Raw genomic sequence first — 14,478 nt, 5'->3', positions numbered from 1 at the left:
ATGTGTTGCCATGCAGAGAGTTTAGTTAATATTGGCCCTGGCAAATTCATTGAGTTTATTGAGGTAGGTTAGGTCTGTCGCTATTGTTTCTTGTTCTTCGCAGTATTTTAATGTATTGGCGGATATTTCGTTATGCTGAATAAGGTGTTCGCTGTATTGCTCTCGCAATTTTTTTTGCTGGGCCTTCTCCCCTCTGTCACTATTGGGTTTCAGTGAGTGTTGGTGCTCAAGGTCCAGCCTCTTTAATTTGTCCTTGCTAGAATTGAAGGGCTTTAAAATGTTATTTAGTCCTTGATTTCTTGCTCTCAAGGTCTTAATGGTTTCCGTGGTCAACGAGACGAGGTCTTGCACGCTAGCTATATCTCCTTCACTGAGTGGCGGAGCAGGAACATATTTCTTCTGTGTGCCAATCGTCATTACTTTCACGCGCTTACCGCTGAGCACCGGTAGCAATAATTTTTGTGCGGGATGTTGCAGAATTGCGGTCGGCACGACATGGCCAGTTGGGTCGGTATTGAGCACGGGATTGTTACCACAGTACGCATACGCATTGATTCCCCCAGCCCCAAACGGACTAAAGCTATCCGGAGAATGAAAACGCATGATAGCGGTGTTGAGAATTCGATAGCTGCCCAGCAGATACCAGCCAAATACATCAACGCGTTCGCCGTTATAGGCCAGTGTCGAATGAGGCTGATACTGCGGTGTGCAGTATCCGTAGGCTGCATATGAAGTCGGTGGCAAGACAACGCTAGCGTGCACGTTGACTACCGAGCCTTGCTGGTCGCTAGCCAGTAGTTTTTGAGCGACAGCCTGCGATGCAGGCTCGTGCTCGGCCAGCGGCTGTTCGGGCGTGCCGAGGAGTGTGATGGTTCGCAGCCCCTTCTTTACCGTTTTCAGGGCTCTGCCTTGGTGGAACAGTAATGTACTTTTCGCATTTTTATGCATGATGTTTCTCCAGGCATGGGTCTTGCCCGCTTGACTCACGGAGATATGGATAGCTTTGAACATTCCGCCGATAAACGGCGATCGGCACGGTCTGCCATGATATTTCCATAATCACTTGTGCCGTTTGCGAACAGCGTTGTGTGATTTCCGACTGCCATCGGCCATTTTTTAACGGTCGATGATTCCGGAAGTTTTCTGGGATCTGTATGAAAAGCCTTGATGCATCGGTGATGTTGCGTTGAAAAAAACCTGGTGCGCCTGTTCGGTCGGAATGCTCATTTATAACCCGCAAAGTCGAGCGCGACTCCGGCCGTTCCTCGGCTGTTTTCGCCTTGCCTGACCTTCGTCTCAAGACTTTTCATACAGACCCTATTGAGGATATTGATTAGAGGCCAGGCGCATGGCTACTGGCAAAAATGATAGGTAAGCGGAAACGCCCTACGTGGTCGCAGGATATTTCCCGCATACACTGGTAAGGCGATGGAAATATCCTACGCATCCTGTCGATGCGCGTCTGATTGTCCGGGAAAACACTGGCCACTAGGCTCTGCCGGTCGCTGAGGGTTCAGCGGCCGGGCGTGGAAACCCGAACATGCATTCCGGAACTTGTCGTTACGGCAGCTGTGCGCGGGAGGCTTTTGCCTACCGGGTTTTCCTGAATGCATCCGGGTTTCCACCCCGTGTACAGCTGCCACCCATTTGTGTGGAAACGAACGGGGCAGCAACACTGCATTCAGGTGATTGCCATGAAAAAAATCGTCCCCGACCCACCCGAAGACCTCCACGTCAAATTCGAACTCCCACCCGGTCAATCCCTCTCCACCGCCATCCTCGAAGGCGCCGTGCCCATCGAGGAGGTACTTATGAACGTCTGCCATTTCATGTTCATCGCCTACACCGACGGCTACCACGCCCAGGAACTGGCGACGGGAGGCGATTTGAAGAGGCTCCAGGCGTCGAGCCTGCAACACCTGACGGTGGCCTGGGGGCAGGTGGATGCGTTGGTGGGGGCCTTGCGGCAGGTGCCGGCCTCGAGCTTTTATCAGCCAGATTGATGTGACTGCGGCCGCTTTGCGGCCCATCGCCGGCAAGCCGGCTCCCACATGGACCGCGCCATCCTCAAGGCCTGCGCCATACCTGTGGGAGCTGGCTTGCCAGCGATGAGGCCAGCGCCGACCACCGGCCCGGAACAAAGGTTCAAACCCCCAGTCAAACCCCTCGTTTCCCGGCCATCCCGGCCGACGAGGTCCCTCCCGATGAAAGCACTCACCCTGGCAACCTTGATGACCCTGGCCGCAAGCCCGGTGTTCGCCTTCAACCTCAGCGACGTTGCCAACGCGGTTTCCGCCACGCAAAACCAGCAGCAGAGCGCCCCGGTGCAGGCTCCCGAAGGCCAGGCCAACCTGCTCAACACCTTGGGCAGCGAGTTGAAGATCACCCCCGAGCAGGCCATCGGCGGCGCCGGGGCGATGCTGGGGCTGGCGCGCAACAACCTCAGCGGCGACGACTATGGCCAGCTGACCAAGGCCGTGCCGGGGCTGGACTTGCTGTCGGGGGCCAGTGCGTTGGGCGGATTGAGCGGCCTGGGGCAGTTGCTGGGCAACGGCAAGACTGACTCGCCGTTGGGCAATGCGCTGGGTGGTGAGGTGCAGAACCGCAACGACCTGGATACCGCGTTCAAGGCGCTGGGCCTGGATACCGGGATGATCGGGCAGTTTGCGCCGTTGATCCTGCAGTACCTGGGGCAGCAGGGGATTGCCGGGTCGTTGTTGCAGAACCTGGGGAATTTGTGGGCGACGCCGGCGCCGTTGGCTCAGCCATCGGTCTAATTGCCTGACGCGGTCCCTGTGGGAGCGGGTTTACCCGCGAAGGCGGCGGCACATTCACCCTCGCATTCGCGGGTGAACCCGCTCCCACAGGCTCTATGTTCCTTCAAGCGATTTCGGTGAAGTCCACCAGGCGCACCGGCTTGCGAAAGCCCGCCGTCAGCGCCGCGAGGTAAGCCAACCCCAGGGCAAACCAGCAAAGTCCGATCACCAGCGTCAGCGCCGACAGGCTGGTCCACAGCCACAAGGTCAGGCCCAACCCCACCAGCGGCACCACGCCATAGCGCAGCAACCCCTTGAGGTTGCGATTCACGCTTTCGTTCACCAGGTGGGTCTTCACCACCGCCAGGTTCACCGCCGAGAACGCCACCAGCGCGCCAAAGCTGATCAGCGAGGCCAGGGTGGCCAGGTCGATCACCAACGCCAGCAGCGAGAACGCCGACACCAGCAGGGTAGCGAACACCGGTGTGCCGAAGCGCGGCGACAGATAGCCGAAGCTGCGCTGCGGCAGTACGCGGTCGCGGCCCATGGTGAACAGGATGCGCGACACCGCCGCCTGTGAGGCCAGTGCCGAGCCCAGGCTGCCGGCGACGAAGGCGGCGGTGAAGAAGTTGGCGAGGAACTGCCCGCCGGCCTTGAGCATCACTTCGTTGGCCGCCGCATCGGCGTTGGCGAAGTGGCTGCCCGGCAGCACCAGTTGGCTGACATAGGCCAGCACGGTGAACAGCAGGCCGGCGCCCAGGGTAGTGAGGATGATCGCCCGGGGCACGTCGCGACGGGCGTCCTTGCACTCTTCGGCCAGGGTGGAGACGGCGTCGAAGCCGAGGAACGACAGACACAGCACCGCCGCCCCCGCCATCAGCGCGCCAAAGCCCGGTGCGCTGCCATCACCGCGCAAGGGCGCCAGCAAATCCACCGGCTGCCCGGCCAGGCCCTGCCACGACAGGGCGACGAACACTCCGATGAAGACAATCTGCGCGCCGACGATCAGGTTGCTGGTCTTGGCCACCGAGTGGATACCGATCACGTTAAGCACCGTCACCAGGGCGATGGAGGCCAGCACGATGGCCCAGGCCGGGATGGCCGGGAAGGCGATGTTGAGGAACAGCCCGATCAGCAGGTAGTTGATCATCGGGATGAACAGGTAATCGAGCAGCAGCGACCAGCCGGCCAGGAAGCCCACGTTGGGGCCGAACGCCATGTTGGTGTAAGAGTACGCCGAACCCGCGACGGGGAAGCGCCGGACCATGAAGCTGTAGGAGGTGGCGGTGAACAGCATGGCCAGCAAGGTGACCAGATAGGCGCCGGCAGTGCGGCCACCGGTGAGCTCGGTGACGATGCCGTAGGTGGTGAAGATGGTCAGCGGGACCATGTACACCAGGCCGAAGAACACCAGGGCGGGCAGGCCCAGGACACGGCGCAGTTGCGCGGGGGCGGAGCAAGGTTGGGTTGCCATCGATCAATCCTGGCTTTTTTGTAGTTGTGGTTGATCGATTTTTATCCACCAGGGTGGCTGGTGACAAACAAAGAGTTGCTAATGTCGATTATTAATCTGGATTTTAATCGGGAATTTGCGCTGTTTTTGCTGGCCTCTTCGCGGGTAAACCCGCTCCCACAGGGTTGGCGCAGTTCCTGTGGGACCGGGTTTACCCGCGAAGAGGCCAGACCAGGCTTAGCGCATCTCTGCCCGCAGTTCCTCGATGCGCTGGTCCTTCTCCACCCACAGCTGGTTCACCCAGCTCTGCACGGTCTGGCGGAACACCGGGTCGTTCTCGTAATCGCCCGCACACAGCGCCGGGTCCAGCTCACGCACGCGAATGTCGATGATCACCCGGCTGATGCTGCCGTTGAGCAGGTCCCAGAACCCTGGGGCCTTGTTGCCCGGGTAGACGATGGTCACGTCCAGCAACGCATCGAGCTGTTCGCCCAGCGCCGCCAGCACAAAGGCCACGCCGCCGGCCTTGGGTTTGAGCAGATGGCGGTAGGGCGACTGCTGCTGGGCATGCTTGGCCTGGGTGAAGCGGGTGCCTTCGAGGTAGTTGACCACGGTCACCGGCTGGCGCTTGAACAGCTCGCAGGCAGCCTTGGTGATTTCCAGGTCCTTGCCCTTGAGCTCGGGGTGCTTGTCGAGGAAGGCCTTGCTGTAGCGCTTCATGAACGGGTAGTCCAGCCCCCACCAGGCCAGGCCCAGCAGCGGCACCCAGATCAGCTCCTTCTTGAGGAAGAACTTGAAGAACGGCACGCGGCGGTTGAGGCTTTCGATCAGCGCGGGGATATCGACCCAGGTCTGGTGGTTGCTGATGCACAGGTACGAGGTGTCCTGGCGCAGGGTGTCGACGCCGCGCACCTCCCATTGGGTGGGGATGCACAGGGCGAAGATGGCCTTGTCGACTTCCGACCAGCTTTCGGCCATCCACATCACCCCGGCGGAGGCATAGTCGCGCCCGCGCCCGGGCAGCACCAGCTTGAGCAGGGCGAAAACCAGCAGCGGGCCGATCATCACCAGGGTGTTGAGCAGCAGCAGGGTGGTGGTGAGCAGGCCAGTCAACAGGCGACGCATAAGGGAACTCTTGTTGTGTGAAAGGTACGGGCGGCAATGATAAGCAGCCCGGTGGCCTACGCCAAACGTCGTACGTCCATTAAGTGGCACAAATGTTTCACATTGTGTTGTTTAACCTGTGGCACCGAACCTATCCTGCCCGCACAGTCTAAGCACTGACCCCTCTCAAGGAAGCCTGTCCCGTGAAACCCTTGCTTGCCCTGCTGTCCCTGCTGGCGTTGCCGGTCATGGCCGCCGAGCCCACGCTCTACGGCCGTTACGAGAACATCAAGTTGCCGGAAATCGGCGAAACCCTGAAAGCCAAGATGGACACCGGTGCCTACACCGCGTCGTTGTCGGCCAAGGATATCGAGCTGTTCACCCGCGACGGTCAGGAATGGGTGCGCTTTCGCCTGGCGACCAAGGACGCCGATGGCAAGGTCTACGAGCATGAGGTTTCGCGCATCAGCAAGATCAAGAACCGCGCCGACGAGGACGAGGAGGGCGATGCCCCCGAGCTGTCCCGCCGCCCGGTGGTCGACCTGGAGCTGTGCCTGGGTGACGTGAAGCGCACCGTGGAGGTCAACCTGGTCGATCGCAGCAACTTCAACTATCCGTTGCTGGTCGGTGCCAAGGCGTTGAAGAAGTTCAAGGCGGCGGTGAACCCGGCCGAGAAATTCACGGCGGGCAAGCCGAGCTGCTGAGTCCTCAGTAAGCTCACCGGCCTCTTCGCGGGTAAACCGGGGCGCCGAACCGCCGCTCCCACAAAATTGTGCAATTCCTGTGGGAGCGGGTTTACCCGCGAAAAGGCCGGTGCGCACTACCCACATCCCGCTGCTTGCCACGGCCCTTGAATCCCCTAAGAATCCAGCTTTGCCCCCAGCAAGGCCGGACGCCATGCCCCACATCCTCATCGTCGAAGACGAATCCGCCATCGCCGACACTCTGGTCTACGCCCTGCAGGCCGACGGCCACAGCACCGAATGGGTGACCCTGGGCAGCGCCGCGGTCGAGCAACAGCGCCTGCGCCCGGCGGACCTGGTGATCCTCGACATTGGCCTGCCAGACATCAGTGGCTTCGAAACCTGCCGCCAGCTGCGCCGCTTCAGCGAGGTGCCGGTGATGTTCCTCAGCGCCCGCGACGCCGAGATCGACCGCGTGCTGGGCCTGGAAATCGGTGCCGACGACTACGTGGTCAAGCCCTTCAGCCCGCGCGAAGTGGCGGCCCGGGTCAGGGCGATCCTCAAGCGCATGGCGCCGCGCAGCGAGCCGGCCACAGACAGCACGCCGTTCCAGCTCGACAGCCTGGCCATGCGTATCGTCTATCGCAGCCAGGCGCTGGCGCTGACCCGTCACGAGTTCCGCCTGCTGCAATGCCTGCTCGAACAACCGCGGCGGGTGTTCAGCCGCGAGCAACTGCTCGATGGCCTGGGCGTGGCCTCGGACGTGGGCTACGAACGCACCATCGACAGCCATATCAAGAGCCTGCGCGCCAAGCTGCGCCAGGTGGCCGCCGACGCCGAACCGATCCAGACCCACCGCGGCCTGGGCTACAGCTACAGCCCGGAGCACGCCTGATGCGCCTGGGGATTCGCATCTTCCTGGTGTACTTCCTGTTCGTCGGGCTGGCCGGTTATTTTCTGCTCAACACCGTGCGCGAACAGATCCGCCCGGTGGTGCGCCAGTCCTCCGAGGAAACCTTGGTGGACACCGCCAACCTGCTGGCGGAAATCCTCCATGACGACGTCAAGCACGGCACCCTGAACCAGAGCCGCCTGTCGCAGGTGCTGCAGTCCTACGGCGAGCGCCGCCCCAGCGCGCAGATCTGGGGGCTGGCGAAGAACCAGGTCAGTCACCGCATCTATGTCACCGACGCCAAGGGCATCGTGTTGCTCGATTCCAGCGGCCAGGCCCTGGGCAAGGACTATTCGCGCTGGAACGATGTCTACCTCACCCTGCGCGGGCAGTACGGCGCGCGCTCGACCCGCAGCGACCCGGACGACGAAAGCACCTCGGTGATGCATGTGGCGGCGCCGATCCTCGATGACGGGCAGATCATCGGCGTGGTGACGGTGGCCAAGCCCAACAGCTCGCTGCAACCCTACATCGACCGTTCCGAACAGCGCCTGCTGAGCCTCGGGCTGGGGCTGATCGTGCTCGGCCTGTTGGTCGGCGCGGCGCTGTCGTGGTGGCTGACCCGCTCGCTGCGCCGGCTCACCCACTATGCCCAGGCGGTCAGCGAAGGCGAGCGCGCCGCCTTGCCGCACTACAAGGGCGGCGAGTTGCAGCAGTTGGCCACGGCGGTGGAGCGCATGCGTACGCAGCTGGAAGGCAAGGCCTATGTCGAGCGCTACGTGCACACCCTTACCCATGAGCTGAAGAGCCCGCTGGCGGCGATCCGCGGTGCCTCGGAGCTGCTCCAGGGCGCCATGCCGGATGAGCAGCGGGCGCGCTTCGCCGGCAATATCGAGCGTGAGAGCGAGCGCCTGCAGCAGATGATCGAGCGCCTGCTCAATCTGGCCCGGGTCGAGCAGATGCAGGCGCTGGAGGACGAGCAGCAGGTGGCGTTGGCGGCGCTGGTCGATGAGCTGCTGCTGGCCCATGGGGCGCGAATCGACAATGCCGGCTTGCAGGTGCGCCAGCGGGTGCCGGTGGATATCCGCCTGTGGTGCGACCCGTTTTTGATGCGCCAGGCGTTGGCCAACCTGCTGGACAACGCCCTGGACTTCACCCCGTCGGGCGGCGCCTTGCTGTTCGAGCTGGAGCGCGAGGGCGAGCGGGTGGCGCTGAGTCTGTTCAACCAGGGGCAGGCGATTCCCGAGTACGCGCTGGGGCGGGTGAGCGAGCGGTTCTATTCACTGCCAAGGCCGGATACCGGGCGCAAGAGCACCGGACTGGGGTTGAACTTCGTCGCCGAGGTGATGCAGCTGCATGGCGGCTCGCTGGCGGTGGACAACGTGCCAGGCGGGGTGCGGGTGAGGTTGTGGCTGCCGGCGCGGCGCCTGAGCTGACAACCACGCACTGTGGGAGCGGGCTTGCCCCGCGATGAGGCCAGCCCAGACAACCTCACTGCTTGATCGGGCCTCATCGCGGGGCAAGCCCGCTCCCACGGTTGCCATGCATGCAATCTCCACACAATCTCCACATTCCCTCCCTGAGGGCTCCACGCAGCGGGCAGACACTGGCTCCATCGCACACGGAGCCTCACCCATGAACAAGACCCTCGGATTCAAGCTCGGCACCATCGCCGTACTGATCCTGCTGTTGCTCATCCCGCTATTCATGATTGGCGGCCTCATCGACGAACGGCAGAGCCTGCGTGACGATGTGTTGCGCGATATCGCCCGCAGTTCCAGCTTCGAGCAGCAGATCAGCGGCCCGATGGTGGTAGTGCCCTACCGCAAGTACGAACGCCGCTGGATCGAAAAGGACGGCCAGAGCGTTCAGGAAACCTACACCCTCAATGGCAACCTGTACTTTCTGCCGGAAACCATGGATGCCGACATCGGCGTGGAGACCGAGCTGCGCGCCCGTGGCATTTACCAGGCCCGGCTGTTCCACGCCAAGGGCAGCATCAAGGGCCGTTTCAAGCTGCCCGAGCGCTGGGGCATCGACAAGGACTACGACGACTACCGCTTCGACAAGCCGTACCTGGTGGTGGGCATCAGCGATATCCGCGGCATCGAGAGCGGCCTGGAGCTGAAGTTCGACGACCAGCAACTGGCCTTCGAGGCCGGCACCGGATTGGACTGGATGCGCGCCGGCGTGCATGTGCCGCTGCCGCAGCTCGATGGCCAGCAGGCACGGGCCTTCGACTACGGCTTTGACATCGCCCTGCAGGGCACCGGCCAGCTGCATGTGCTGCCGGTGGGCCGCAGCAGCAGCGTGGCCATGCGCGCCAACTGGCCGCACCCCAGCTTCATCGGCAGCTACCTGCCGACCCGTCGCGATATCGACGACACCGGGTTCACTGCCCACTGGCAGACCTCGTTCTTTGCCACCAACCTGGAAGACGCCCTGGACCAGTGCGTCAGCCCGCAGACCTGCAACGTGTTCCTGGGCACCACCTTCGGCGTGAGCTTCGTCGACCCGGTGGACCAGTACCTCAAGAGCGAGCGGGCGATCAAGTATGCGCTGTTGTTCATCGCCCTGACCTTTGCCGGCTTCTTCCTGTTCGAGGTGCTCAAGGGCCTCAGCGTGCACCCGGTGCAATACATCCTGGTGGGCGTGGCCCTGGCGTTCTTCTACCTGTTGCTGCTGTCGCTGTCGGAGCACCTGGGCTTTGGCCTGGCCTATGGGCTGTCGGCGTCGGGATGTGTGCTGCTGATCGGCTTCTACCTGGCGCATGTACTGCGCAGCCTGGGGCGCGGGGTGGGCTTTGCGGCGGGGCTGGCGGCTCTGTACGGCATGCTCTATGGGCTGCTCAGCGCTGAGGACTATGCGCTGCTGATGGGCTCGCTGCTGTGCTTTGGTTTGCTTGGGGTGTTCATGGTGCTGACCCGCCGGCTGGACTGGTCGCGGGTGGGGAGGTTGGGATGAGGGAGGATAGAGAGGTGGGGCGGTGGTTGGCCGTTAAAATTGGAATGTTGTTTCCTGTAACACCGAGGTGAGGCCTTCGCGGGTAAACCCGCTCCCACAGGATCTGTACTGTACCTGTGGGAGCGGGTTTACCCGCGAAGAGGCCCTTCAGCCTTGCGGCGCAGTGGCTAGCATCGACGCCCGCTGGCTGACCTCGGCATACCACGCCGCCAACCCAGGCTGCTGCTCACGCCAGCCAAACTCCGGCTGGCGCAGATCCAGATACCCCAGCGCACAAGCCACGCCAATGGCCGCAAGGTCGAACCCCGAGGCCAGCTCCGCCAGGTGCTCCTGTTCAAGGTTGGCCAGGCTGCGACGAATCTTCTCGCTCTGGGCTTCGACCCAACCCGCCCACTGCTTGTCCGCCGGGCGCAGGAAGGTTTCATAGCGGGTACCCACCGCGGCATCCATGATCGCGTCAGCCTGGGAGGCCAGGGTCAGCCGGCGCCAGCGCGCCGAGCCCTCGCGGGGCAGCAGCGGGTTGCCGACGTGGCGGCTGTCGAGGTACTCGCAGATCACCCGGCTGTCATGCAGCACACTACCATCGTCCAGGCGCAGGGCCGGGATCTTGCCGATCGGGTTGCCCTGGTTGAGCTGCTCGTCGCCGCTTACCGGGCTGATGTTCACGCCTTGCAGGGTGACGTCGCCCAGTTGCCCGGTCTCGTGCAGCACCACCATGACCTTGCGCACGAACGGCGACAACGGCGAATGGAACAGGATCATGGCTCAGTTACCTTGCAGGCTGGGTGGCAGGCACACGCCCAGGCCGCCGATACCGCAATAGCCGTCGGGGTTCTTGGCCAGGTACTGCTGGTGGTAGGCCTCGGCGAAGTACACGGTCGGTGCCTGGGCGATCTCGGTGGTGATCTCGCCGAAGCCGGCCTTGCCCAGTTCGGCTTGGAAGGCTTCGCGGCTGGCCTTGGCTTCTTCGAGTTGCTGCGGCGAGGTGCAGTAGATGGCCGAGCGGTACTGGGTGCCGATGTCGTTGCCCTGGCGCATGCCTTGGGTCGGGTTGTGCAGCTCCCAGAACATCGCCAGCAGTTCGCGGTAGCTGACCTTGTTCTTGTCGAACACCACCAGCACCACTTCGGTGTGTCCGGTCAGGCCCGAGCAGACTTCTTCGTAGGTGGGGTTGGGGGTGAAACCGCCGGCGTAGCCGACCACGGTGCTGACCACGCCTTCGCGCTGCCAGAAGCGGCGCTCGGCGCCCCAGAAGCAGCCCAGGGCGAAGATGGCGAAGTCGATGTCGCCTTCGAAGAACGGGCCGAGCAGCGGGGTGCCTTCGAACACGTAGTGGAACTCGGGCAGGGTCATCGGGGTTTCGCGGCCAGGCAGGGCCTGTTCTGCGGTGGGCAGGACGTTTTTGTTCACCAGGATTTCCGAACGCAGGGTCATGGCCGTTCCTCTGTGTTTTTTCAGTGGGATAGGTGTTGGCCCTATCGCGGGGCAAGCCCGCTCCCACGCCGATTGAGATTCTGGCGTGGGAGCGGGCTTGCCCCGCGATAGGGCCCGAATGGCTTCTATAGTGCCCGAGGTTTAGGCCGCTGTCAGGCCAGCGGCCCACGCGGATAGCGGCGCAGCTTTTCGGTCAACTCGCGCCCGGGAATCGGCCGGTCGAACAGGTAACCCTGGCCGACGTCGCAGCGGTGCCTGCGCAGGAACGCCAGCTGCTCCGGCGTCTCGATGCCCTCGGCGACCACTTTGAGCTTGAGGTTGTGGGCCATGGCCACCACCGCCGAGGTGATCTCCATGTCGTCCTGGTTGTCGGGGATCTCGTTGATGAAGCTGCGGTCGATCTTGATGATGTCGATCGGGAATTTCTTCAGGTAGCTCAGCGACGAGTAACCGGTGCCGAAGTCGTCCATGGCCAGGGTCAGGCCCAGGGCCTTGAGCTCGTCGAGCTGGCGGTGGGTGTCTTCGCTGGCTTCGAGCAGCAGGCCTTCGGTCAGCTCCAGCTCCAGCAGGTGAGGCGGCAGCGCCTCTTCCTTGATGATGCTGCCGATCGAGCTCACCAGCTCCGGGTCGGAGAACTGCTTGGGCGACAGGTTGATGGCCACGTGCAGGTTGCCCATGCCGGCCTCGCGCAGCTCCAGGCTCATGCGGCAGGCCTGGCGCACCACCCACTTGCCGATAGGGATGATCAGGCCGGTTTCTTCGGCCACGCTGATGAACTGGTCGGGGCGGATCATGCCGCGCTCCGGGTGGTTCCAGCGCAGCAGCGCCTCGAGCCCGAGCAGGCGGCCGCTGCGCAGGCACAGCTTGGGCTGGTAGAACACTTCCAGTTCGTTCTGGGTCAGCGCCCGGCGCAGGTTGTTCTCGACGAACAGCTTGTAGCTGGCCTCGGCATTGAGCACTTCGGTGAACACCTGCACCTGGTGCTTGCCGTTGGCCTTGGCCTTGTGCAGGGCCAGGCCTGCGTTCTTCATCAGGGTGGCCGGGTCGCTGCCGTGCAGCGGTGCGCAGGCCAGGCCCACGGAGGCGGTGACGTTGATCAGCTGGTTGTCGACGAACATCGGTTTGTCGAGGGTGCGCAGCAACTGGTGGGCCACGCCCTGGCCGTCTTCGAGGGAGGTGTCGTCGAGCAGCACGGCGAATTCGTTGCTGGCGAAGCGCGCCAGGCTGCCGCCGCTGCTCAGGCTGTTGCGCAGGCGCCGGGCCAGGCTGATCAGCAGCTTGTCGCCGGTCTGGTGGCCGAGGCTGTCGTTGATCCGCTTGAAGTTGTCGATGTCCACCAGCAGCAGGCAGATCGGGCTGCTGCTGTCGCGGGCGAAGCGCTCGTCGAGGTTGCGGATGAACGCCGGGCGGTTGCCCAGGTTGGTCAGGTTGTCGGTGTAGGCCAGGCGCTCGATGCGTTGTTGCGCCAGCTTGGTCTGGGTGACGTCTTCGTAGATGCCGATGTAGTGCGTCAGCTCGCGGTTGTCGCCGTACACCTTGGAGATCGACAGCTGGCCCCAGTAAGGCTCGAGGTTCTTGCGCCGGCTCTTGAACTCGCCCTGCCAGCTGTTGCCCATGGCCAGGCTGGAGGGGGAGTCGAACAACAGCTCGCTCAGGTTTTCCAGCGCCGGCAGCTCGGCCAGGTGGTGGCCCTGGACTTCCTCGGTGCTGTATTGGGTGATGGCGGTGAAGCTGGGGTTCACGTACTCCACCACGCCGTCGCGGTTGACCAGCAGGAAGGCGCTGGCGCTCTGCTCCACGGCGCGCTGGAACAGGTGCAGCGCGCTGGCGGCGGTGCGCCGGTTGTGGTTGTTGATCACTTGCGCGAATTGGTCGGCCAGCTCGCCGGCAAAGGCGATCTCGTCCGACTGCCAGGCCCTTGGCCGGCCGGTCTGCTCCAGGCACAGCACCCCCACCACCTGGCCGTCGATGCGGATGCTGGCATCGAGCATGGCGTTGTCGTCGGTGGGGTAGAGCAGCTCGGCCATTTCGCGGGTGCGCGGGTCGTGGCTGGCGTTGTGGGCATCGATGGCGCGGCTGGCGTGCAGGGCTTCGAGGTAGTCGGGGAAGCGGCTGGCGTCGATCGGCGCGGGCAGGCGGTGCAGCCCCTCGTGGTGGTACCAGGCACTGATCGGCTCCAGGCGTTGATCGTGCAGGTACCAGATGCTGGCGCAGTCGACCTTGTAGATCTCGCAGGCGCTCTGGGTGATCAGTTCGGCGGCTTCGAGCAGCGAGTTGCCGATGCTGTAGCGCTGGCGGGCCAGGCGCAGGATCAGGTCCTGTTGGGCACGCACCCGCTCCAGGTGTTCGAGCTGTTCCTGCTGGGCGCGCTGATTGAGCTGCAGGGCCAGTTGCAGGCGGTTGTTGCGGGACTCGAGATCGTTTGCGTCGAGATCTGGGGAGTCGTCTTGCTGGTCGTCCATCACCGTCAGGTAGCCACGCAGCAGCTGGCGGTTGTGCTGCTTGTAGCTTTCGCCCGCTTCCAGCAGGCGCAGCGGCGTGGGGCCGGCGTGCAGGGTATAGCGCACGCGGTAGTGGCCGCGTCGGGCCAGTTGCAGCTGGATCTCGTCGTGCAGTTTGTAGCGTGCCTCCGGCTCCATGAGGCTGGCGTAGGGCGAGCCGATCAAGGCGCAGAGTTCGGCGGCGGCCAGGCCGAATTGCCGCTCGCAGGCGGGGTCGACGTAGAGCATGGCCCAGCTGGCTTCGTTCAGCCGTTCGAAACGCAGCATGCCGAGCCGCGAGGGCACGGGGAGCTGCGTGACGACCTCGGCCGCCACTCGGCTGGCGGCATCGGGTTGGCTTTTCATCGAAGACTCGCTTGAACAGGGAGCGCCGCCTGGAACGCGGCGCATCGGGCAAGGTTGCATCATGTCCCGTGGGCTGGCAAGCGGCCATACGGGATGCTGTGTGCAGGTTGTCGGCAAAACAGATGAAATCTGAAGCAAGGCGCAGTTTTAAGCGTGGGAGCGGGCTTGCCCCGCGATTACCTATCCCCGGGCGCTACGATTGAGGGCTTGTATCGCAATCGCGGGGCAAGTCGCATCGGCGCACCGCCGCTCCCACGTTTCAGGTCGCTGAAACGCTTCGAACAGGCAAAAAAAGCCCCGCCAAGTGGCGGGGTTGAGGTACGAGCGTGGCAGCTCGAAAGGGGGG

12 protein-coding genes are annotated in these 14,478 nt (G+C 63.2%); 6 read left to right on the top strand and 6 right to left on the bottom strand.

Annotation, left to right across the window (positions count from 1 at the left end; translation table 11 throughout):
* Positions 1-21: 21 nt before the first annotated feature.
* Complete coding sequence (locus tag RTH46_RS02550) at positions 22-948, bottom strand: RHS repeat-associated core domain-containing protein (protein ID WP_316904988.1); 927 nt, start codon at positions 946-948, stop codon at positions 22-24.
* Between the two features lie 746 nt (positions 949-1,694).
* On the opposite strand from RTH46_RS02550, the gene RTH46_RS02545 reads away from it, so the two are divergent.
* Entirely contained in the window at positions 1,695-2,003 is a 309-nt protein-coding gene (locus RTH46_RS02545) for a hypothetical protein (protein WP_316904987.1), read from the top strand.
* Positions 2,004-2,204: 201 nt separating this feature from the next.
* Complete coding sequence (locus RTH46_RS02540; protein ID WP_316904986.1) at positions 2,205-2,777, top strand: DUF2780 domain-containing protein; 573 nt, start codon at positions 2,205-2,207, stop codon at positions 2,775-2,777.
* Positions 2,778-2,880: 103 nt separating this feature from the next.
* Here the strand turns inward: RTH46_RS02540 and RTH46_RS02535 are convergent, their stop codons facing one another.
* Together RTH46_RS02535 and RTH46_RS02530 are read right to left on the bottom strand one after the other, a co-directional pair.
* A complete protein-coding gene (locus RTH46_RS02535; RefSeq protein ID WP_316904985.1) occupies positions 2,881-4,230 on the bottom strand; it encodes an APC family permease in 1,350 nt (449 codons plus the stop codon).
* Between the two features lie 216 nt (positions 4,231-4,446).
* Positions 4,447-5,334, bottom strand: a complete 888-nt coding sequence (locus tag RTH46_RS02530; protein ID WP_153785745.1) for an acyltransferase — start codon at positions 5,332-5,334, stop codon at positions 4,447-4,449.
* Between the two features lie 182 nt (positions 5,335-5,516).
* Here RTH46_RS02530 and RTH46_RS02525 point away from each other — a divergent pair, with 182 nt between their 5' ends.
* The 4 genes from RTH46_RS02525 (at position 5,517) to creD (ending at position 9,852) form a co-directional block, all read left to right on the top strand.
* The gene (locus RTH46_RS02525) at positions 5,517-6,017 is read left to right on the top strand and encodes an ATP-dependent zinc protease (RefSeq protein WP_153785746.1); all 501 of its coding nucleotides are present in this window, start codon (positions 5,517-5,519) and stop codon (positions 6,015-6,017) included.
* Between the two features lie 193 nt (positions 6,018-6,210).
* Positions 6,211-6,891 (top strand): two-component system response regulator CreB, encoded by a 681-nt coding sequence (creB, locus tag RTH46_RS02520; RefSeq protein ID WP_279845977.1) that lies wholly within the window; start codon positions 6,211-6,213, stop codon positions 6,889-6,891.
* Positions 6,891-8,324 (top strand): two-component system sensor histidine kinase CreC, encoded by a 1,434-nt coding sequence (creC, locus tag RTH46_RS02515; RefSeq protein WP_316904984.1) that lies wholly within the window; start codon positions 6,891-6,893, stop codon positions 8,322-8,324. Before creB ends, creC begins: the two co-directional genes overlap by 1 nt.
* Before the next feature lie 199 nt (positions 8,325-8,523).
* Positions 8,524-9,852: a cell envelope integrity protein CreD gene (creD, locus tag RTH46_RS02510; protein ID WP_153786053.1), complete on the top strand. Its 1,329-nt coding sequence runs from the start codon at positions 8,524-8,526 to the stop codon at positions 9,850-9,852.
* 147 nt (positions 9,853-9,999) lie between these two features.
* On the opposite strand, the gene RTH46_RS02505 is transcribed toward creD, so the two are convergent.
* The 3 genes from RTH46_RS02505 to RTH46_RS02495 all read right to left on the bottom strand — a co-directional run bounded on the left by RTH46_RS02505 (position 10,000) and on the right by RTH46_RS02495 (position 14,132).
* Complete coding sequence (locus tag RTH46_RS02505; RefSeq protein WP_153786052.1) at positions 10,000-10,614, bottom strand: glutathione S-transferase; 615 nt, start codon at positions 10,612-10,614, stop codon at positions 10,000-10,002.
* Positions 10,615-10,617: 3 nt separating this feature from the next.
* Positions 10,618-11,286, bottom strand: coding sequence for a peptide-methionine (S)-S-oxide reductase MsrA (gene msrA / locus RTH46_RS02500; protein ID WP_153786051.1), 669 nt, complete (start codon positions 11,284-11,286; stop codon positions 10,618-10,620).
* Between the two features lie 152 nt (positions 11,287-11,438).
* Complete coding sequence (locus RTH46_RS02495; RefSeq protein WP_316904983.1) at positions 11,439-14,132, bottom strand: putative bifunctional diguanylate cyclase/phosphodiesterase; 2,694 nt, start codon at positions 14,130-14,132, stop codon at positions 11,439-11,441.
* Positions 14,133-14,478 lie beyond the last annotated feature (346 nt).

Source organism: Pseudomonas sp. zfem004, assembly GCF_032621715.1.
Lineage (GTDB): Bacteria > Pseudomonadota > Gammaproteobacteria > Pseudomonadales > Pseudomonadaceae > Aquipseudomonas > Aquipseudomonas sichuanensis.
The sequence above is the reverse complement of the archived record's forward strand: the minus strand, read 5'-3'. Positions and strand labels throughout refer to the sequence as shown.

Coding starts and splice junctions, on each gene's coding strand:
- RTH46_RS02550 (WP_316904988.1), bottom strand. CDS start 948: ATGCATAAAAATGCGAAAAGTACATTACTGTTCCACCAAGGCAGAGCC.
- RTH46_RS02545 (WP_316904987.1), top strand. CDS start 1,695: ATGAAAAAAATCGTCCCCGACCCACCCGAAGACCTCCACGTCAAATTC.
- RTH46_RS02540 (WP_316904986.1), top strand. CDS start 2,205: ATGAAAGCACTCACCCTGGCAACCTTGATGACCCTGGCCGCAAGCCCG.
- RTH46_RS02535 (WP_316904985.1), bottom strand. CDS start 4,230: ATGGCAACCCAACCTTGCTCCGCCCCCGCGCAACTGCGCCGTGTCCTG.
- RTH46_RS02530 (WP_153785745.1), bottom strand. CDS start 5,334: ATGCGTCGCCTGTTGACTGGCCTGCTCACCACCACCCTGCTGCTGCTC.
- creB (WP_279845977.1), top strand. CDS start 6,211: ATGCCCCACATCCTCATCGTCGAAGACGAATCCGCCATCGCCGACACT.
- creC (WP_316904984.1), top strand. CDS start 6,891: ATGCGCCTGGGGATTCGCATCTTCCTGGTGTACTTCCTGTTCGTCGGG.
- creD (WP_153786053.1), top strand. CDS start 8,524: ATGAACAAGACCCTCGGATTCAAGCTCGGCACCATCGCCGTACTGATC.
- RTH46_RS02505 (WP_153786052.1), bottom strand. CDS start 10,614: ATGATCCTGTTCCATTCGCCGTTGTCGCCGTTCGTGCGCAAGGTCATG.
- msrA (WP_153786051.1), bottom strand. CDS start 11,286: ATGACCCTGCGTTCGGAAATCCTGGTGAACAAAAACGTCCTGCCCACC.
- RTH46_RS02495 (WP_316904983.1), bottom strand. CDS start 14,132: ATGAAAAGCCAACCCGATGCCGCCAGCCGAGTGGCGGCCGAGGTCGTC.